Below are 19,744 nucleotides of genomic sequence, written 5' to 3' on the forward strand. Positions count from 1 at the left end.
CGGGGTGGAGCTCAATGTAGCCCAATCCCCGACCCTTTCGTACAAGAACCCTGCGACCATTATGCGCCGAAATCGAAGGCGTCCATGGCAAGCTCCCCAAAGTCCTGGTGGTAGAGCTTTCCTGCTTGCTGGTCATCTGTTTGTTCCCCGAAAAGAACCCTGAGCCCCAGGGAGACCATCATGCAGGCTGTTCCCGCCACAGCCAGAACGGAAACAGGCTGCCTTTTGGGCTTTTGGGGAAGCTCCTCGCCATAGAGCCTTGCAAGGCCGCATTCTCCCCTTGTGGCAAAGGCAAAGCCTTCCTGATGGCTCACGCCTCCGTGCACAAAGGGGATATTGGCAGCAGCACAGGCCCTTTCCAAAAGTGCCTTGGTCTGGATGTCGTCCAGACAGTCGAACACGATGTCCGCGTTCTCAAGAAAATCCGGGATGGTCCTCTCATCCAATGCAAGGGACAGTCTGCGCACCCTGGCGTATTCCGCGATGTCGGACACGGCCAGCTCAAGGGTCGTTGTCTTGCGCCAGCCTATGCTTTTTTCCGTACAAAAGGCCTGGCGGTTCAGATTGCTTTCGGAAAACTCGTCGCAGTCGCACAGGGTGAAATGGCACACGCCAAGGCGCGCCAAAAGTTCGGTCACACGACCGCCAAGGCCTCCAAGGCCGGCAATGGCGACACGTGCCTGCAAGAGGCGCTGCATCTGCTCTTTGGAATACACATCGCAGTTTTGCCTGAAGCGTTCGGGCCAGACATTGATGTCCAAAAGTGCTGCCATGGCATCCGGCACGCGCACACCCTCCCTGCGGGCCCAGTTGGCAATGAAGGTATTCTCGACAAAGAGCGGCGTATCTGTCTCCACATCAAGGCTTCCGTCTTTCCATTTCCAGGGAAAGTTCGAGACAAGAAAATTACAAAAATCCTGACGTGTGAAATTCATGAATGTCTCCGAAAAGCCGAAAAATGGGATGGTAGCCCCTAGCCCCCGCCCACAGCCGGAAAGAGTGCCAGGCGATCGTTGTCGTGAAGCTCGGCATCCAGGGTGTTCTGGCGGGAATTTACCATGATTATCTTGATTTCCTTTTCGGGGATGTTCAGCCTCTCGGCCACCTGGGCGACAGTACATTTTTCCGGAACATCGGTCAGAACTATGCCCTGGGCCGGATTGTAGTCCGGAACAAGGTCCCTCAAGGTCGTGCTCAGCTTGACAAGTACGCGCATAATGCCTTCCTGGTAGAAAATGTACGAAAAGTCCCGGCCAGCCGCTAGACTGGCCGGGACTGGCTCTATGCACAATACGGATTTGCCCGCATTGCGTCTACTTCTTTCCTTCCAGTTCCTTCACCTCGTCACGCCAGTTGAAGACCGTGGCGAGTTCCTTGTTGGTGAAATCGAAGGTTGTGTTGTGCGGGGCAACGGGCTCGTCCGTGAAGAAGTCCGGCAGACGGTCCTGGCCAATGCCAATGCCGGCCCTGCGGTTGAAGTCGATTTCGGTTGTGAGGATGCGCTGGCCCAGAGTCACCACATCGTCCCCTGTCATCTTCCAGCCGAACTTGGCGTTCAGCATGTCCACGATGGCAGGCAATGCGTCCGGAACGTCCAGGATGGCAAAGGCTGTAAAGAGGCACAGACCCACGGAGTCCACTGAAGCTGTGGCAACCTGGAGGTTGCGGGAAAGCTCGATCTGGCCTTCCTTTTTCAAGGGATCCACGTGGCCGCCACTGTTCAGGATGTTGGCCGTGACAGAGTAGCCAGCCGTATGGTCTGCACCCATGGGGGTGGTGGCATAGGTGACGCCAACGCCCTTGACTGCACGCGGATCGTAGGCAGGAAGGCTCTGGCCCTTGACGCAGGGCACGCGGCGCACGCCAAAGACCCTGCCCGTTGTGGCTGTACCACAGCCAAGCACGCGGCCAAGAGGGGTGCCCTCGCTTATCTGGGCAACGGCGTCGAGAGCAGCGTCCGCGTCCCCGTAGGGGATGCCGCCGCCAGCCATGGCAACGCCCACTGCCACACCCACGTCGATGGTGTCCACGCCAAAGTCGTCGCACATGTAGTCAAAGCGGGAGACCTTGTCGAGATCGCTTATGCCGCTGTGCGGGCCAAAGCACCAGAGCGTCTCGTATTCGGGCCACTTGCTCTGGAACTTGCCCTTCTTGTCCGGGAGAATGCCGCTGCAGCGGATGAGGCAGCCGCTCATGCAGCCGTGGGCAACAGAGCCTTCGCCTCCGCGCTCCTTGGTGATCTTGTTCAGGGTCTCGCCAGAGAGGTTTTCGTGCTCCGCAAACTGGCCCACAGTGAAGTTCTTGGTGGGGAGGCCGCCAGCCTCATGCAATATGTTCACAAGGACAGCCGTGCCGTACTGGGCAAGGCCTGTGCCACAAATGGGGTGCTCTGTCAGGGCCTTGGCAAAGCGCTTGGAGGCATCGCGGAAGGCCTGGGCGTCGACAAGGGGTGCTGCCTTTCCGCCTTCGGGGTTCACGATGATGGCTTTGAGGCCCTTGGAGCCCATGATGGCGCCGACACCGCCGCGGCCAGCGTGGCGCATGGGGCGAAGTTCCCTGTCCGTGCAGGCAATGCTAGCTGCCGTAAGCTTGAATTCGCCTGCCCTGCCGATGGTGATGTAGCTGCACTTGTCGCCGTAGTGCTCAACCAGCTTTTCCACAGCAGCGAAGTTGTTGAGGCCTGTGACAGTGGAGGGCACAAGGCGCGCGTAGTCAAGGCCAAGCTCAAGTTGCCACCACTCGCCCTCGGGGGCGATGTTTTCCACGATGATGGCCAAAATACCCAGTTTCGCTATGTGTCCGCCGGGCTGTCCGCCTGCGTTGCTCTCCTTGATGCCGCCGGTAAGGGGGCTTTTGCAGCCAACGGAAATCCTGTTGGAATTGGGGCTGTTGGTTGCGCCAAGAAGGCCTGGGGCAAAGACAAGCTTGTTGTGGGGTCCAAGGGGCGTGCAGGTGGGATCGACTTCCCTTGCGACAATGGTCGAGGTCAGAGCCCTGCCTCCAAGGCCCATGTATTCCTGGGGAACAGGCTCGAAGGTACAGGTCTTGGCCGCCATGTCGACGCGCAGTATACGAAACTCGAAGGACATATGAGACTCCCGGTTGTGTAAGGATAATGAGAAGGGTCCGGCAGACGGGACGAGAGCCTTTCCCATGGAACCCTTGTACGCCCATTTGGACAGGCGTGTACACTTTTTGCAAAAGCAGTCACGCTTTTTCCCCATCCTCCCCCTGTCATCGGGGCAAAGCGGGCATTTTGTCTCTCTAGCCCTCAATCTCCACGCTTGCGGCCGCAAAGTGCAGCCACACCCTTCGTCCCTCGTAGAGATCGGACGGGCAGATGTTTCCCCATTCGAGTGCGACCGTGAGGGTGGCGCCGCAGGCAAGGTGGGCTGTGGCAAAGCCCTCCACTGCGTCTGCGTGCAGGCCGGTCAGGGTGGCTTCAAGCGTGTTTGCCTGGCTTGTCTGGCAGGGAGAGAGGGCAAGCGCCATGGCGTTTGGCGGAATACGGAAGGTGACCACCTGCCTGTGGCTTCCGAGATCAAGGTCCTGCAGCCTGTCCAGGCTGGCTTGCGCACGGATGAGTGTGTTCCCGAAGCAGGCTATCTCTATTTCCGCACGGCGCAGCCCCATTTTCGCACCAGTGGCTATGCCCACAAAGATGTTGTCCTTGGCATCCCTGCCTGCCCTGGCCTTGCTGAGGATGTAGTCGGCAAGCTCGCCTCCGGCAAAGTTCAGAAAGAAGGCTGCGGCAGGACCAGGCTGTCCCAGGTATTTTTGCACCATGGAGAGCGGAACGCGCAAGGAAAGAAGCTCCAAGGCCCGTGCATAGCGCAGGGCGCGGGGCGCTGCCCTTGAGGGGTCAAGGGAGCAGGTTTCGGCCACAAGGTAGAACTTTCTGCGCACAAAGCCCTCGTCGAGGCTTAGGAAACCTGCATTTTCCGCCTCGGGCAGGGAGAGAATCCTGCGAAAGTGGTGCATGCAGCCCAGGGGCAGCATGATCTCTCTGGCGTTGTCGCCTGGAACTGACAGAAGACCGCTCTCGAGGTCCAGGAGGGCTCGGGCGTGCATGCCAAGGACTTCCTTAAGGCGCAATCCGCCGTAGCGTACAAAAAGAAAGACAAGGTGCAGCCTTGCCCGCACGATTCTTCTGGCAGGGGTTGAAACGCCCTTTTCCCATGCTTCCCAGGCCAGGGTGAGGCTGGCAAGCTCTTCGGGCGCAAGGGTCTGTCTTGTTTTTGGCATGGCTGTCTCTTTGTCGGGAATTTTTCTGGAAATGCGGATTTCGCCCTGTGTAGCCGTAAGAAAGGGGATTTGGCAAGATTGTGCGCAAGGCTTTTAGCCTTGCTCTTCTAGCACCACCTCGCGGGCGTCGAGGGAGTCGAAAAGAGCCCTGTCGTGCGTGGCACAAAGGATGGTTACGCCCCTTTCGAGGCAGGCCTTCACGGAGGCATAGATGATTTTTTCGCTTGCCGCATCCACGTGGGCCGTAGGCTCGTCCAAAAGCAAAACCCTTGGGGCAATGGCAAGCCTTGCTGCCAGGGCCACGCGCTGGCGCTCGCCTCCGGAAAGCATGCTCTGGGTTCGCGAAGCATAGGTCATGGGATCGGCAAAGCCAGCTTCATGCATGGCTTTTTCGTAGCACTTTTCAAGATTTTTCGTGTCCCCGCGCAAGCGAAGGCCCAGGGTGACGTTTTGGAAGACGGAGCATTTCAGAAGATAGGGGTCCTGAAGGAGCAGGGTTACCTCGCGGCGCGGATTGGACGAGTTTCCATGGTAGACCAGTTTGCCGAAATCCGGTTTTTCCAGAAAGGCCAGTATGCGAAGGAGGGTTGATTTGCCGCTGCCGTTGCGTCCTGTCAGGGCCACGCACTCCCCCTCTTCCACCCTAAGTTCTGGCAAGTTCAGGGCGGGTACGCCATTGTAGCTCCTGGCAAGATTCCAGGCCTCGATGATTGCGCTCATGCTCTTCTCCCCCTGTATTTGAGCCAGGTCAAAAGCAGATTCACGACAAAGGCTATGAGCAAAAGCACGAGGCCCAGGGCAATGCCTTGAGCGAATTCGCCCTTGCTCGTTTCCAGGGAGATGGCTGTGGTCATGGTCCTTGTGGAATAGCGGATATTGCCGCCAAGCATCATGGCAACACCCACTTCCGTGACCACGCGGCCAAAGGCCTGCACGCAGACCATGCCCAGATCGTAGCGTACCTCGCTTAATGTGAGCAGGGCAGTTTGCATTCTTCCTGCACCAAGGGTCAAAAGGGTCTGCCTGCAGCGTGCATCGAGGTTTTCCACAGCCTGTGCGGTCCAGGAGACGATGATGGGCAGCGCCAGTATGGTCTGGCCTATGACCATGCCGGGCAGGGTGAACAAAAGGCCATATTCTCCCAAAGGCCCGCGTGCAGTGATGAAGACGTAGACCAACAGGCCAATGAGAACTGTGGGAAAGGCCAAAAGCGTGTCCGAGACAAGGCGTATGGCTCTTTTGCCAGGAAAGTTTGCATAGCCCAGCACAAAGCCCAGGGGAAGGCCAAGAAGGGCTGCAACAAAAAGCGCCCAGCTTGTGGACACAAGCGTTGCCTCTATGGCCGACACGGTTGCGTCGTCCATGTGCACAAGAAGGCTTGCTGCCTGACTCATTCCCTCGGAAAAGTATCCCATCTGTCCCCTGTCCCCTGTCCCTGACGCTTGTTCCTGCTGTTACGGATAGGGCGGGCCCGCAAAAAGTCTCGCAGACCCGCCCGCAGTATCGTGTTTATTCGGTGTGCCCGGGGTTACTTCCCTGCGTTGGGGAAGAAGAGCTGCTTGCCCTCAAGCGTGTATTCGCTGATGCGCTTCTGGGTTTTGGGGCTCACCCACCAGTCCTCGAACTTCTTTGCCAGATCCTTCTTCACCTTCGGGCACATGGCGGGATTGGTGGTCATGACGCTGTACTGATTGAAGAGGGCCTTGTCGCCTTCAACCACAATGGCGAGCGCATTGTTCTTGCCCTGCTTGGCAGCAAACTTGATCCAGGTTGCGCGGTCGGTCAGGGTGTAGCCGTTCTTTTCTGCGGCAATGTTCAGGGTAGCCATCATGCCCTGGCCAGCGGAGATGTAGAAGGATTCCTTGTCGGGAGAGAGGTTGTTGGCCTTCCACAGCTTCTTTTCGGCGTTGTGGGTGCCGGACTTGTCACCGCGGCTGACAAAGACTGCCTTCGCATCGTAGATGGCCTTGAGTGCCTCGCTTGTGGTCTTGCCCTTCACCTTTGCGGGATCCTTCTTGGGTCCGACAATCACGAAGTCGTTGTACATGACTTGGCGGCGATCAATGCCGTAGCCGTCTGCCACGAACTTCTTTTCCACTGCAGGGGCGTGCACAAGCAAAACGTCCGCGTCGCAGTTTTTGGCAATCTCAAGGGCCTTGCCTGTGCCAACAGCGACCCACTTGAGCTCAATGCCGGTGTCCTTGCGGAAATCGGGTTCCAGAAATTCCAGCAGTCCGGAATCCTGGGTGCTGGTGGTGGTTGCCATCATGAGGGTGTCTGCAGCCTGGCAGGGCAGGGCAAAGGCTACGGCGCAGGCAGCGCCAAGAAGGGTTTTGGAAACAGGGTTCATCTTGAAATTTCCTCTGAAAGTTTTTTGGGTTTGGCGTACTACTGGTACGCCACGGATCCTTGAAAGAGTATGAGCGCGTACCATACCGGATATTCGCTCAATTTGGAGGTGTCACACATGAAGTTGTACAAATCTATACCGCTTTTACTCAAAATCGTGACCAACTTCAATGCCAAAGCCCGAAGCAGGGCGCAAAAAGGGGACTTTCCCCGGACCCGGCTTGTGTGAAGCCGCCGCCTTGGGAAAAGTCCCGTGCCGGACTGAAAAAAAAGCGTCTTTTTAGCGCTTTGAGTAGTCGTAGAGGAATCTGCCGAGCTTTTCCACAGCTTCCTGCAAAACTGCCACAGGGGGCAGATAGACTATGCGGAAGTGATCGTGCTTTGGCCAGTTGAAGCCTGTGCCTGGCACAAAGAGGATGCGGGTTTCTCTTAAGCAGTCCAGGGCGAACTCCGTGTCGTTGGTGATACGGTAGCGTTCTGTGTCAATCTTGGGGAAGATGTAGAAGGCAGCCCTTGGCTTTACTGCCGAGATGCCGGGAAGGCTGTTCAGTGCACCGTAGATGTAGTTGCGCTGTTCGTAGATGCGTCCGCCGGGAACAATGTATTCGTTGACGCTCTGATAGCCGCCGAGCGCTGTCTGAATGATGGACTGGCCTGGCACATTGGAGCACAGGCGCATGTTGGAGAGCATGTTGATGCCCGCAATGTAGTCCTTGGCAAGGTTCTTGTTGCCGCTAAGTATCATCCAGCCTACGCGGAAACCGCAGACCATGTGCGACTTTGAAAGGCCGCTGAAGGTCACGCAGAAGAGATCCGGGGCCAGGGAGGCAATGGATGTGTGTTTTTCCCCGTCCATGACCAGACGGTCGTAGATCTCGTCCGAGAAGATGATGAGCTCGTGGCGACGGGCTATCTCCACTATGCGCTCCAGTATATCCAGCGGGTACAGGGCGCCTGTGGGGTTGTTGGGATTGATGATGACAAGGGCCTTGGTCTTGTCCGTGATCTTGCTTTCCATGTCCTCAAGATCCGGGTACCAGTCCGACTCCTCGTCACAGATGTAGTGCACAGCCTTGCCGCCGGCCAGGGTGGCACAGGCTGTCCACAAGGGATAGTCCGGAGCGGGAATGAGGATTTCGTCGCCGTTGTTGAGCAGCGCGTGCATGGCAAGCTGGATGAGCTCGCTTGCGCCATTGCCAGTGTAGATGTCCTTCATGCCCACATTGGGGATGCCCTTGATCTGGGCGTATTGCATGATGGCCTTTCTGGCGTTGAAAATGCCGCGGGATTCCGAGTAGCCCTGCGAATTCACGATTGCGTCGCGCATGTCGAAGATGACTTCCTCGGGAGCGGAGAAACCGAAGGGGGCAGGGTTGCCTATGTTCAGTTTCAGAATCTTCATGCCTTGCTCTTCCATGCGGGCCGCTTCGTCAACGACCGGGCCGCGCACGTCGTAGAGCACATGATCGAGCTTGCTGGATTTGCCAAACGTCCTCATTTTCCTTCAGCGTCCTGGCAGGGCGCCGTCTCCTGATATTGGTTGAGGTTGAAAGAAAAACAAGAAGGTCCGGGGGACATATGGTCCGCACGAACGTATCTTCCTGTCCATATATTCTGTTGTATTGGCCCGAACAGGCGCAGGTGTCAAGGATGTGAAAAGACAGCACATGCGTGCAAGACCTGTTTTGTGCATCTTTCCCCTGTGAACGAATGGGGCATGAATCAGGATTTGGAAGCCGGACAATGGGGACTGTGTCAGGAGTTTTGCAAAAGGCGTGACATTTTTGGGCAAGTTTTTTGCAAAATACCTTGTGTCGCGTACAAGGGCCCTGTGCTATGAAAAAAGGCAGGATATGCCCGCAGCCCTGTCCGCAGTCTTGCGCTTGGCAGGAGCGGCAAAACGCAACCAAGGATACAGGAGCCAGCCCATGGAAAGACGTCATTTTCTGAAAACCACGCTTGCGGCCGCTGCAGCTGCACCCCTTTTGCCCTCCCTTGCCGAAGGCACGGAGGCAAAGTCCCTTCTTCCTGACCAGTCCAAATTGGGCATCCTGAACTACAAGTCTACCATGCGCTATCGTCCCATGGGGCAGACCGGAGTCATGGTGTCGGCCCTGGGCTTTGGCATGCTCCGTTTGCAGATGAAGGACGGCAAGGTAGACTTTGGGCTCAGCACGGACATCGTGCGCAGGGCCATCGAGGGCGGCGTGAACTATGTGGACACTGGCCGCGTCTATCTGGGCGGCCAGTCCGAGCAGGCCGTGGCAAAGGCCCTTGCTGGAGGCTGGCGTGACAGGGTGTATGTGACCTCCAAGATGCCCTGGTGGCAGATGCAAAGTCCGGACGATTTCATGAAGTTCTTTGACGAATCCCGCAGGACCATCAACACGGACGTCATCGATTTCTACCACATCCACATGATCATGCATCGCGCCTGGGACAAGTACGTGAAGCCCTGGAAGCTCATAGACAAGATGATGAAGCTCAAGAGCGATGGCAAGATTCGCTTCATGGGCTTCAGCTTTCACGACAATCTGCAGCTCTTTAAACAGGTGGTGGACGCTGCTCCCTGGGACTTCTGTCTTCTGCAGCACAACTATCTGGACTATGAGTACGAGACAGGCATTCTTGGACCCAAGTATGCGGCAACCAAGGGCATGGGTGTCGCCATCATGAAGCCGGTGCGCACAGGACTTCTGGGCAATCTCCCGAAAAACATGCGTGACGCCCTGGCCTCCTCCGGGATCAGAAAGGACGATGCCGAGTGGGCCCTGGACTATCTGTGGGACATTCCGGAAGTAAGCGTAACAGTGAGCGGCATGAACAGCGTGGCAGACGTGGAGAAAAACCTCGCCTACGCAGCCAAGGCGGCTCCCGGCATGCTCACACCCAAGGAACGCGAGGCCATAGGCCGTGCGAGAGCTGCCTTCAACAACATTCCCGGACACGTGAACTGCGTTGGCTGCTACCAGTGCATCCCCTGTCCGGAAAACGTCGCCATTGGCTACATCTTCGCCTACGTCTACAACAATTACCTGGCCCATCAGGACAAGAAGAGGGCCCTTGCGGACTACACGCTCGCAATGTCGCCCATCCAGCGCGGGGATCCGGCCTCGTCCTGTACCAATTGCGGACAGTGCCTGCCCAAATGTCCCATGCATGTGGACATCCCGGGCTCTCTTGCAAAGGTGAAGGAAGCCTTTGGCAAGTAGCGTAACGTATCGGAGACAATTGCAAACTTTGGGGCGCTGTCCTTTTTGGGGCACAGCCCCTTTTTTTGCGTCCGGAAAATGGGACAGGTGGCAGGGGACAAAAAAATCCGGCGAACGGGATGAGCGCTCGCCGGAGCATGCAAAAAAACGGGCTTGCCGGGCTACAAGAAGGAGGTCGACGATTTGCGGGCAAGGACGTTTTTCGCAGGCCTGCTATTTTGCAGAAGCTTCGGGTTCGATGAGATCATAGCTGTAGCCACCCTTGGGATCGCGATAGAATTTGGCAACACCGGGACTCTTGAAGTGTTCGCCAAAGACCGGAACGCCGTCCGCATTGTCGACAATGCGCACGATTTTCATGGAGCCGACGGTATAGGTGGAGATGTCTGCGGCCAAGGCAGGTGAAGCAAGGGAGAGGGCCAGCAGGGCTGCGCAAAGAGTGGTTTTCATGGGAGTTCCTCGCCTGATTGGAGAAAAGAAGTTATGGAATGTAAAAAAAAAGACCAACTAGTCGTAATATATTCGAGGGGGGGGAGGAGCTGTGTCTAGAAGGGGTTTGTCGGGAAAGAGTGTGGGGCGAGAGAAGCTGGAAAGCAAATGGAAATTGTGGCAGGCATTGCGGCATACTTGGGCGTATAACAGCCAGTTTGTCAAGTTTTGCTTCAGTCGTAACTTGTTGACACAAAAGATGAATCCTGGATAGAGAACACAGTAAACTCTGGATCCGGAGATTGAGTAACACCAAGCAGTCCGCAGAAACCTGCATGGGAAAACTCTGGATTCAGAGGGATGGCGCGCATACCAACACATACAAGTGTCATCCGTTCTCCATCCATCACCCACATCTTTCCCAAAGCCAGCAAAAAGGGGAGGCCGTACGGTCTCCCCTTTCAGGTTTTGCGGGCTCATTCGCCCATCAGTCTCTTATGTCTCTAGCCCTGGGTCCCTGGCTCTTCCACAGCTTCCTGCGGCTTGTCCTTGGACCTTTTCCGGATCCCGCGGTCACTCTTGCCGCTTATGCGTTCGGTTATGCGGTTGATGACCACGAAGAACACAGGAATGAAGAGAACGCCCACGGCAGTGGCAAGGAACGTTCCGCCCACAATACCGGTACCAATGGCGTGCTGGCTGTTTGCGCCAGCGCCGGTGCTTACGGTGAGGGGCATGACGCCAAGCAAAAAGGCCATGGAGGTCATGACGATGGGCCTCAGGCGCATGGTGGCAGCCTCAACAGCCGCGTCCACAAGGCTCTTGCCGCTCTCGTACAAGGTCTTTGCAAATTCCACGATGAGGATGGCGTTCTTGGCAGACAGGCCGATAACAGCCAAAATGCCCACCTGGAAGTAGATGTCGTTGTGCAGGCCGCGCAGGGTGCTGAGCCCCATGGCGCCGAGCACGCCGATGGGCACAACCAGGATGACCGCAAAGGGTATGGTCCAGCTTTCGTAGAGGGCCGCAAGACAGAGGAAGACGACCAGGATGGAGAGGGCGTAGAGGGGGCCTGTCTGCGATCCCGAACGCTTTTCCTCGAAGCTTAGGCCAGACCACTCCATGCCTATGCCGTGGGGGAGCTCGTTTTCGACAATGCGCTCGATTTCCGCCATGGCCTCGCCCGAGCTTACGCTTTCGCCTGCGCTCACCTCGATGGCTGTGGAGGGCACGCCGTTGAAGCGCTCAAGCTGTGCAGGACCATAGGTCCAGTTCACGGTTGCGAAGGCGTCCAAGGGGACCATGCCGCCTTCCTCGTTTCTGAAATACCAGAAGCGCAGATCGTCCGGGTTCATGCGATAGGGTGTATCGCCCTGCACGTAGACACGCTTGACTCTGCCCCTGTCCACGAAGTCGTTTACATAGGTGCCGCCCCAGGCAGTGGAAAGGTCCGCGTTGATGCTGTCTGGGCTTAAGTGGAACACGCCTGCCTTGAGGTCGTCTATGTCCACGCGCACCTGGGGGATATCGTCCAGGGAGGTTGTGCGCGGGTTGAAGAACATGGGGTTCATGCGCATCATGTCGAGCAAATCTTCCCTGGCCGTGATGAGGGCATCGTGCCCAAGGCCCCCTTGGTCCTGCAGCTGCATGACAAGGCCCGAGGCGTTGCCAAGGCCGCGGATCTGCGGAGGCTCACTGAAGGCAATGCGGCCTACGGTAAAGTTCGCAAAATGCGCCCTTGCCCTGCGCACTATGGCGTTGGCGCTCTGATCAGCACCCCTTCTCTGATCCCAGTGTTTCAGGGAAACATAGCCGTTTGCGACGTTTTGGCCACGGCTTGCGTTGGGGCCCATGCCGAGCATGATGCCAACGCCCTCAATGAGGTCAGCCTCGTTGTTCTTGAAGTACTCCTCCACCTCCCTGGCAGCCTCAAGAGTCACTTGACGTGTGGTTCCGGGGGGCATGAAGATATTGAAGTTCACGATGCCCTGGTCCTCGATGGGAAGGAAGGAGGTGGGCATTTCGCGCACGGCAACCACTGCGCCCACAGCCAGAAGGGCGTAGACCGCCATGACCTTGACGGGATGGGCTATGAGCTTGCGCACAAGCTTTCCGTAGCCACTGGTGCCAGTGTCCACCAGTCTGTTGAAGGGCGTGAAGAGATTCTTTTTGGAGGGATTCACGTCCCGCTGCTTCAGAAGATGCTTGCACAGAGGGGGTGTAATGGTGATGGCCACAAAGACCGAGAGGGTCATGGCCGAGACAATGGTCAGGGTGAACTGCCTGTAGATGGCGCCGGGAATGCCGCCAAAGAAGGACATGGGCACAAAGACCGCGGACAAAACTGCCGCAACGCCCACAAGGGCCCAGGTGATTTGGTCCATGGACTTCTTGATGGCCTCTGCCGGGGGCAGGCCCTCCATGTGCATGATGCGTTCCGTGTTCTCCACAACCACGATGGCGTCGTCGACCAGAAGACCAATGGCAAGCACAAGGCCGAACATGCTCAAGGTATTGATGGAGCCACCGGATGCCGCGATGACAGCCACTGTGCCCAAAAGAACGATGGGCACTGCCAGGGTGGGGATAAGCGTTGCCCGCCAGTTCTGCAGGAAGAGGAACATGATGGCGGCAACGAGCACGATGGCCTCAATGAGGGTGTGCACGATACTGTTGATGGAGGCCAGGATGAAGGGCACGCTGTCCAGGGTGATGTGATAGGTGATGCCTGGGGGGAAGAACTGGCGCATGCGGTCCATGAAGGCATCGACCCTTTTGCCTGCGTCGACTGCGTTGGCGCCTTCTGCCAGCTGGATGCCCACGGTCACTGCGGGCATGCCGCGAAAGCGCGAGGTGACCGTATAGGAGCGCACGCCCATGTCCACGCGCGCGACGTCACGCACGCGCACAGCGGATCCGTCCGGATTGACGCGCACTATGACGTTCTTGAACTGCTCTATGTCCTGCAGTTTGGTTCTGGAGAGCAGGGTTACGTTAAGCTCCTGGGTTTCCGTGTTGGGAAGGCCGCCCACCTGACCCACGGAAATCTGGTTGTTCTGGTTGCGCACTGCAGCCACGACGTCGCTTGGGGTAAGCGAAAACGAGCGCAGCTGGTTCGGGTTGAGCCAGATGCGCATGGCATAGTCCGAGCCGAAGAGGGTGGCTTCGCCCACGCCGTCAATACGGTTCAGGGGGTCCAGAAGGACCGAGGAGACAAAGTCGCCAATGTCCTCGACTGCTGTCCTTCCTGTCTCGTCGTAGAAGCTCATGTAGCGCAGGAAGGACTCCGAGACCTTGCGCACGCGTATGCCCTGGTTTTTCACGTCTTCGGGTAGCCTCGGCATGGCAAGATCGAGGTTGTTCTGCACCTGCATCATGGCCACGTCCGGATCCGTGCCCGTATCGAAGGTCATGCGCAAAAAGGCCCTGCCTTCGGACGAGGAGGAGGTGGACATGTAGAGCAGGTTGTCGAGGCCTGTCATGTTCTGCTCAATGATCTGGGCCACGCTGTCCTGCATGGTCTGGGCAGAGGAGCCCGCGTATTCCACTGTCATGGAAATGGTGGGCGGGGCCATGGGCGGGAACTGTTCCACAGGCAAAAACCTGTAGGAAAGCCCGCCTGCGAGCATGATGAGCGCTGCTATGACCGAGGCAAAGACCGGCCTCTCGATAAAGAAGCGGGAAATGGACATGGCCTAGTCCCTCGACTTTCCGTAGGTGTCCACGGTGAGCACATTGGTCTGGTTCACGGGCATGCCGGGGCGCATGTTCTGTATGCCCTCAAGCAGGACAAGCTCGCCTTCCTTCAAACCCTCGTTCACCATGAGGAAGCGTCCGACCATGTCTCCGCCAACAATGGGGCGAAATTCGGCCTTGCCGTTTGCGAGAACAAAGACAGAGGCATTGCCCTTGGGATCGCGGCGCACAGCGCGCTGGGGAACGAGCAGGGCTCCCATCTTGACGCCCTGGCTGATGCTGGCCTTCACGTACATGCCAGGCAAAAGCACAAAGTCCGGATTCTTGAACACGGAGCGCAAAAGCACGGATCCCGTGCTCTCGTCCACAGTGATGTCCGCAAACTTGAGCTCGCCCTTTAAGGGATAGGTCCTGCCGTTTTCCAGGGTGAGGGTCACTTCGGTGGAGGTGTCGTCCCCTGGGCGGACCAGATTTCCTGCAGCGTAGCGGTCACGCAGGACAAGCAGCGCAAAGGAGGACTGTGTCATGTCCACGTAGACGGGATCGAGCTGCTGGATGACAGCGAGTTCGTCTGCCTGGTTGGCTGTGACAAGCGCACCCTGGGTCACATTGGACTTTCCTATGCGGCCCGTGATGGGGGCAAGAACGTCCGTGTAGCGCAGGTGAATCTCGGCTGTTTTCAGGGAAGCCTTTGCGACTTCGAGGTTGGCCTTGGCCTGGAGGTACTCGGCCCTTGCGTCCTCGTAGGCCTGCTGGCTCACTGCCTGGCTGCGCAGAAGGGCAATGCGGCGGTCAAGGCGCAGCTTCGCTGCGTGGAGGGTGGCATCTGCGCTTGCGACAGCTGCCTTTGCGCTTTCCACTTCTGCGTCGTAGGTGTCCGGATCGATCTTGTACAGGGACTGGCCCGCCTTCACAAGGGAGCCCTCCGTGAAGAGCTGTTCCTGCAGGATGCCGCTCACCTGGGGGCGAACCTCTGCCTTGCGGAAGGCAGAAACGCGGCCGGAAAGCTCGGCTGTAAGGGGAATGTCCCTGGCCTCGATTTTGAAGACGGCAGAGTCGCGCACGCGCTGTTCACGTGTGGACTTGCCGTCATTGCATGCGGTCAGAATACAGGAAAGGGCGAGAAAAAGAGTCAGAAGGACAAGCGTCCCATGGTGAGGAAAGATTCTTGCTTGCATGGCGATTGACTTGGGTTGCGAAAGACGGGACAGGAGGGCTGGCTTTTGGCAGTCAGCGCGTGAAAGAAGCGCTTTTTTTGCGCCCCCTTTGTACGTCCTCGCCTGGGGGGAAAAGCAGCACAAAGAGCAATGCACGGTAGAATGTTTTCTGCATGGCAAAATTCTACGCAAGGTGGGAAAAAGAGACAAGAAAGGTTTTTTGTCCGGCAAGGTCTTCCCCAAAGCTTGCGCCTTTGGGGGAATTTTGGGAAAAGCGGGGCGGTATACCTTGAGAATTTCCTGTTTTTTTTCAAGGGAAAGCCTCTTGGGACAAGGCATGCGGGCAGCAGGGAAGCTTTTGGGGACTGGAGAGTCTGCGAAAAAAGCGAAAAAAACAGGCAAGAAAGTGCCACAATCAGGCAGATTCTGGACTTTTTTGGGGGTGCGAGGCTTTGAGTCTAGCCCTTGCGCCCTGGTCTTCCGGATTTTCTGGGGCTTGCCTTCTCCCTGACCCTTGCACCTGTCTCTGTCTCGCCAGTGGTTCGTTCCCGACCGTAGACTTCTTCCGCGCGTCTGCGAAAGGTTGCGGGATCGATGTAGGCGTGCTGCGTGGTCCTGCAGAACTGGGCTATGTGGCGGCAGTTCAGCCAATCGCCTAGTCCAAGGTACTGCCCGACAAGGCTTGCCAGTGTCTTGTGCATCACACAGCCATAGGCACTCCCGAACTGGAGCCCAATGTAGGCAAGGGCAGCCAGATCGCCAGTGTGGCCTGCCTTCATGATGATCTCGGACAAAATCTTCGCTGGAGTCTCCATGACGAAGTGCCCCTTGTCCTTCAGTTCGTTTCGGTAGGCCTTGTCCGCATCCGGGCTGTCCAGCATGGCTATCTGGCAGGCTACGGCTGCCTGGGCCAGCATATCGTCGTAGTCGCCCAGGGTGTGCAGCCTTGAGAGGAGATTGTCCAGAACGTGCCTTGGCGTGCGCCCATCCATGGTGCGCTCAAGCTCAATCAGGGTGTGCAAAGTCCAGCAGCGCAGGCTGTGGAGCTGTCTGCCATGGGCAAGCCAGTGGCTTGCCCTGGCACTATCCCTGTTGTAGCCGTACAGGCCAAAGTGGTTGATTGCTGCCAGGGTGTCGCAGGCAGGCACAAAGCCCTCGTTTGCCAGAGCCTCAAGCCTTCTCAAGGTCGATCCTGTCGGGCGGGGAACGGGCTTTTTGCGCGCGTGGGCGAGAATGGTGCCCATGACGTTCATGAACACGGCTTCCGGGGTACGCATACAGGGATCGTTGAAGCCATTCGTCTCTTCCTGGCCCCCACCGTCGCGCATACCCTCGTAGAGGTAGCGCGCGTAGAGGCTCGGGTCCCCCAGACGCGCGGCCGTCTGTATGAGGCGAATGAAGGTCACGTGATCCTTGTCGTCGGGCAGGACTTTCAGGAAATACTCGGCCAGTCCCACATGGGAGGCAGCGTGCATCTGGCTGCAGCCGTACTCAAGGATACGCCTTGCCTCGTCGATCTCCGCGTCCGATTCCGCACAGTCCAAAAGCATGCGCGCATAGGTGCAGCCTGCGTCAAGGCTTCCGGCAAGCCAGGCCTTGCGGTGCCAGAAAAGGGAGCGATCGATGTTGCGCGGAAGGATGCGCCCTGTCTGGTACTGTTTGGCAAGAAGGCTCATGGCGTCTGTCATGCCCGCGAGTGCAGCAAGGCGCAGCATCTCGATGGCCGGCTCCAGAAAGTCGTGGGAGAGCTCTTCGGGCAGGACAGTGGTGTAGATGGAGATGAGGATGCGCAGACATTCCCAGCTGCGCAGGCGAACACCCTCAAGAAGCTGGACAAGAAGCACGTCCACCTGGTTTCTGGCTGCCCTGAACCTGCCCTCAAGATAGGCCTGGCCCAGGAGGATTACGGCAAAAATCGAGCCCTTGCGCGCGTAGGAAGCAAGGGTGCGGATTCTTTGCCCGGACTCTTCCAGGGAGCTTTGCAAATCCTTTGTAGTCCAGCTGCCGACGAGCTGGTACATGGCAGGCCAAAAGTTCCTGTCTGCCAGTTCCTCAAGGGTTTGCGCAGCCCTTGCGTAGCCTGCTCCCCTGGGATCCCCGTAGTCCCGCACTGCCAGAACGTAGGCCGCGAGCATGGAACCCTTGCCGGCAAGGGCGGAAAGCTCTGCATAGCCCCTTGACCTGTCCTTTTGTCCGACAGTCATGGCAAGCAGGATCTCCCTGGCCCTGTCGTCGTCAGGCGTAGCCCAGGACGATTTCAGAAAGTCCGAGATAAGCTGGGACGCCGGGGGGACTCCGTAGTAGAGCCGTATGGCACCCATGTTGTGGTAGTGTCTCGAGACTTTGCTGGCTTTGGGCATGAACGACCTCTGTGGGGAGTGCCGGGGTTTGGAAAAATCCTGGTGTCGAAACGCGCGAAAAGGGTTTAGTTGCCTGTCTGGTTCTGGGCCTGGCCGCCTGCATGGGCGCAGGAAGAGCCGCAGGAGGAGCAGGGGGACATGCCCCTGGCAGCCATGGCCTCTGCGCGCTTCACATTGTTCACAAAGGCCTGGTTGACCGGCCCTACCTTGTAGGGGAAGGGATTTTTCTTCAGGGGGCTCGGCATGGTAAGAAGGCGCCTTGTGTTTTTGCTCTTGCACTCCGGGCAGCAGGGAAGGTCGTTGTCGTCGTCAAAGAGCAGTTCTTCAAAGTGCTTGCCGCAGTCTTCGCACTCGAAATCGAAAAGGGGCATGGATATTCCCTCGTTGTAGCGTTGCAGGTTGTGGGACGTTTCCCGCATGGCCCCGGGCTGGCTTGTTTTGGCCGCCATGCCGGGCTTTGGGAAAACAGGGCATCCGTAAGTTGGTAGAATCAGCCCGACCTGTTAGCACACAAGCCCCTGAAAGGCAAAATGAGCAAAAAGAGCAATTTCGGCAAGGCTTTGCCAGTGGTGTCCGAACCCTTGCCGATGGGTGCGGCACAAGTCTCCCAGCTCTGCCCCTGCCCACGAATGGCCGGTTCGGCCCGGAGGAATTGGTCGGGCACAGGCGAAGAGAATTGTTGGGACATGCAGTCTTTTGCGATCATGAACTTTTTTGAGGTGAAAGGCCCTTGCCATCCTCAATAGGAAAGCTTTCCCTGGCTCGGGTGTTGACGGACAGTGCTTTTCGTTCCAAGATTGTAACACATGGCTTGCACGGGGTCCCTTGGGCAAAGCCCCTTTGGGGCGAAGCGCCAACCTTGTCTTGTTGTGCGCAAAGACCCTGTGCGTGGCTAATCCCCATCTATCCATTCAGGAGCGGTTATGACGAGCGATCAGCAAGAACAGCTGGCAGAGGCTTTGGATCATCTCGATCAGGCACGGGCCATTTTTTTGGAACTGTCCGAAACCCTCATGGAAAGCAGTGAACGGGATCCCGAGGACGAGGACGAAGAGGACGCTTTGGCCCTGGCGGATCAGTTTGAGAACACCACTGTGACCATCGAGGAAATCATAGCCTCTTTCGAAGATCTGCGTGACAACTGATCCATGTCGGGGGAGAGCCGAAGAGCTCTCCCCCGGGAAGCAGGCGGGATGATTTTTGCGCCAGGGAAGGCGCAAAAGCTCTCCCGGGCAAACAGCAACCCTTATCGGAATTTTCCATGCAAGCCCGCTATCCCTATGTCTTTTTCGACCTTGACGGAACCCTGACCGATTCCGCTCCGGGCATCCTCAATTCCTGCGAGTATGCTCTCTCGCGCCTTGGCATAAGCCGTGCGCGCGAGGACATGTATGCCTTCATAGGCCCGCCGCTGCTCGACACCTTTACGAAGGTGACAGGGAGCCCCGACCTTGGACAAAAGGCCCTTGTCCTGTACCGAGAGTACTTTGCGGACAGGGGTATTTTCGAAAACAGCGTCTACCCTGGCATAGGGGAGCTTTTGCGGGAGCTTGCGGCAGCAGGCTGCAAAAACGTGCTTGCCACGGCAAAGCCCCTAGTTTACGCGCAGCGCATTCTCGAGCATTTTGGCCTTGCCGGGTATTTTTGCTATATAGGCGGAGCGGATCTGAATGGTCCCGTGCGCACAAAGTACGGTGTCATAGAGCGCGACCTTGCGACTACTGGTGCAAACCCTGCCTGCGTGCTCATGGTGGGCGACAGGCGCGACGACGTGGACGCAGCGCAAGGGCTTGGGATAGCCACCGCAGCCGCTGGCTGGGGTTATGCCGAGGAAGGCGAGGTGGATCACGCAGACTTTGTCTGCGCAAAACCGGAAGACGTGTACGCCATAGCCCTTGGACGATAAGCGGATTTTTTCCGCACAGAAGGAGGGAAGCCCCATGAAGAAGGTAGGCATTATCCGCTGTCAGCAAACCGAGGACATCTGTCCTGGTACAACGGACTTTCTTACAGTGGCCCAGGGCAAGGGCAGCTTTGCGAGCCTTGGCGAGGAGTGTGAAATCATGGGCTTTGTGAGCTGCGGGGGCTGCCCTGGCAAGCGCGCAGTTGCCCGCGCCCAGATGCTGGTGTCGCGCGGGGCAGAGGCCATTGCCCTTGCTTCCTGTATGGGCAAGGGTGCGCCCATAGGCTTCCCCTGTCCGCATTTCGAACAGATCTGCAAGGCCATCCGCGCAAAGATAGGCGACGTGCCCCTGCTTGAGCACACGCACTAGAAGCGCAGCTACCTGTATTTGGG

The 19,744-nt window shown here is 57.6% G+C and carries 17 protein-coding genes; 4 read left to right on the forward strand and 13 right to left on the reverse strand.

The annotated features are described in order from the left end of the window. Positions 1-59: 59 nt before the first annotated feature. The 8 genes from B5F76_RS07200 to B5F76_RS07235 all read right to left on the reverse strand — a co-directional run bounded on the left by B5F76_RS07200 (position 60) and on the right by B5F76_RS07235 (position 8,092). Complete coding sequence (locus B5F76_RS07200; protein WP_087352773.1) at positions 60-935, reverse strand: HesA/MoeB/ThiF family protein; 876 nt, start codon at positions 933-935, stop codon at positions 60-62. Positions 936-973: 38 nt separating this feature from the next. Beyond that, entirely contained in the window at positions 974-1,216 is a 243-nt protein-coding gene (locus tag B5F76_RS07205; protein ID WP_087352774.1) for a MoaD/ThiS family protein, read from the reverse strand. Positions 1,217-1,313: 97 nt separating this feature from the next. Then, positions 1,314-3,089 (reverse strand): aldehyde ferredoxin oxidoreductase C-terminal domain-containing protein, encoded by a 1,776-nt coding sequence (locus B5F76_RS07210; protein ID WP_087352777.1) that lies wholly within the window; start codon positions 3,087-3,089, stop codon positions 1,314-1,316. A 175-nt stretch (positions 3,090-3,264) separates the two neighbouring features. Further along, positions 3,265-4,245 (reverse strand): hypothetical protein, encoded by a 981-nt coding sequence (locus B5F76_RS07215; RefSeq protein WP_087352779.1) that lies wholly within the window; start codon positions 4,243-4,245, stop codon positions 3,265-3,267. A gap of 93 nt (positions 4,246-4,338) precedes the next feature. Beyond that, entirely contained in the window at positions 4,339-4,965 is a 627-nt protein-coding gene (locus tag B5F76_RS07220) for an ABC transporter ATP-binding protein (protein ID WP_087352781.1), read from the reverse strand. Further along, complete coding sequence (locus tag B5F76_RS07225) at positions 4,962-5,660, reverse strand: ABC transporter permease (RefSeq protein WP_087352784.1); 699 nt, start codon at positions 5,658-5,660, stop codon at positions 4,962-4,964. The genes B5F76_RS07220 and B5F76_RS07225 overlap by 4 nt, the downstream gene beginning before the upstream one ends. A 113-nt stretch (positions 5,661-5,773) precedes the next feature. After that, complete coding sequence (locus tag B5F76_RS07230; RefSeq protein WP_087352786.1) at positions 5,774-6,595, reverse strand: substrate-binding domain-containing protein; 822 nt, start codon at positions 6,593-6,595, stop codon at positions 5,774-5,776. A 279-nt stretch (positions 6,596-6,874) separates the two neighbouring features. Further along, the gene (locus tag B5F76_RS07235) at positions 6,875-8,092 is read right to left on the reverse strand and encodes an aminotransferase class I/II-fold pyridoxal phosphate-dependent enzyme (RefSeq protein ID WP_087352788.1); all 1,218 of its coding nucleotides are present in this window, start codon (positions 8,090-8,092) and stop codon (positions 6,875-6,877) included. A 430-nt stretch (positions 8,093-8,522) separates the two neighbouring features. Between B5F76_RS07235 and B5F76_RS07240 the strand changes: the two genes are divergently transcribed. After that, on the forward strand, positions 8,523-9,806 hold the full coding sequence (locus tag B5F76_RS07240; RefSeq protein WP_087352860.1) for an aldo/keto reductase: 1,284 nt from the start codon (positions 8,523-8,525) through the stop codon (positions 9,804-9,806). A gap of 213 nt (positions 9,807-10,019) precedes the next feature. On the opposite strand, the gene B5F76_RS07245 is transcribed toward B5F76_RS07240, so the two are convergent. The 5 genes from B5F76_RS07245 to B5F76_RS07270 all read right to left on the reverse strand — a co-directional run bounded on the left by B5F76_RS07245 (position 10,020) and on the right by B5F76_RS07270 (position 17,897). Next, positions 10,020-10,256, reverse strand: a complete 237-nt coding sequence (locus B5F76_RS07245) for a hypothetical protein (protein WP_087352790.1) — start codon at positions 10,254-10,256, stop codon at positions 10,020-10,022. Positions 10,257-10,738: 482 nt separating this feature from the next. Then, the gene (locus tag B5F76_RS07250) at positions 10,739-13,927 is read right to left on the reverse strand and encodes an efflux RND transporter permease subunit (RefSeq protein ID WP_275074555.1); all 3,189 of its coding nucleotides are present in this window, start codon (positions 13,925-13,927) and stop codon (positions 10,739-10,741) included. Between the two features lie 3 nt (positions 13,928-13,930). Then, positions 13,931-15,109, reverse strand: coding sequence for an efflux RND transporter periplasmic adaptor subunit (locus B5F76_RS07255; protein ID WP_087352864.1), 1,179 nt, complete (start codon positions 15,107-15,109; stop codon positions 13,931-13,933). 437 nt (positions 15,110-15,546) lie between these two features. Continuing rightward, positions 15,547-17,448 (reverse strand): tetratricopeptide repeat protein, encoded by a 1,902-nt coding sequence (locus B5F76_RS07265; RefSeq protein ID WP_087352794.1) that lies wholly within the window; start codon positions 17,446-17,448, stop codon positions 15,547-15,549. A gap of 65 nt (positions 17,449-17,513) precedes the next feature. Continuing rightward, positions 17,514-17,897: an FmdB family zinc ribbon protein gene (locus B5F76_RS07270; RefSeq protein ID WP_239406993.1), complete on the reverse strand. Its 384-nt coding sequence runs from the start codon at positions 17,895-17,897 to the stop codon at positions 17,514-17,516. A 474-nt stretch (positions 17,898-18,371) separates the two neighbouring features. On the opposite strand from B5F76_RS07270, the gene B5F76_RS07280 reads away from it, so the two are divergent. The 3 genes from B5F76_RS07280 (at position 18,372) to B5F76_RS07290 (ending at position 19,721) form a co-directional block, all read left to right on the forward strand. Then, entirely contained in the window at positions 18,372-18,593 is a 222-nt protein-coding gene (locus B5F76_RS07280; RefSeq protein ID WP_087352798.1) for a hypothetical protein, read from the forward strand. A 116-nt stretch (positions 18,594-18,709) separates the two neighbouring features. Further along, entirely contained in the window at positions 18,710-19,354 is a 645-nt protein-coding gene (locus tag B5F76_RS07285) for an HAD hydrolase-like protein (protein ID WP_087352800.1), read from the forward strand. A gap of 34 nt (positions 19,355-19,388) precedes the next feature. Beyond that, the gene (locus B5F76_RS07290) at positions 19,389-19,721 is read left to right on the forward strand and encodes a CGGC domain-containing protein (RefSeq protein WP_087352803.1); all 333 of its coding nucleotides are present in this window, start codon (positions 19,389-19,391) and stop codon (positions 19,719-19,721) included. Positions 19,722-19,744 lie beyond the last annotated feature (23 nt).

Source organism: Desulfovibrio sp. An276, assembly GCF_002159665.1.
Taxonomy (GTDB): Bacteria; Desulfobacterota; Desulfovibrionia; order Desulfovibrionales; family Desulfovibrionaceae; genus Desulfovibrio; species Desulfovibrio faecigallinarum.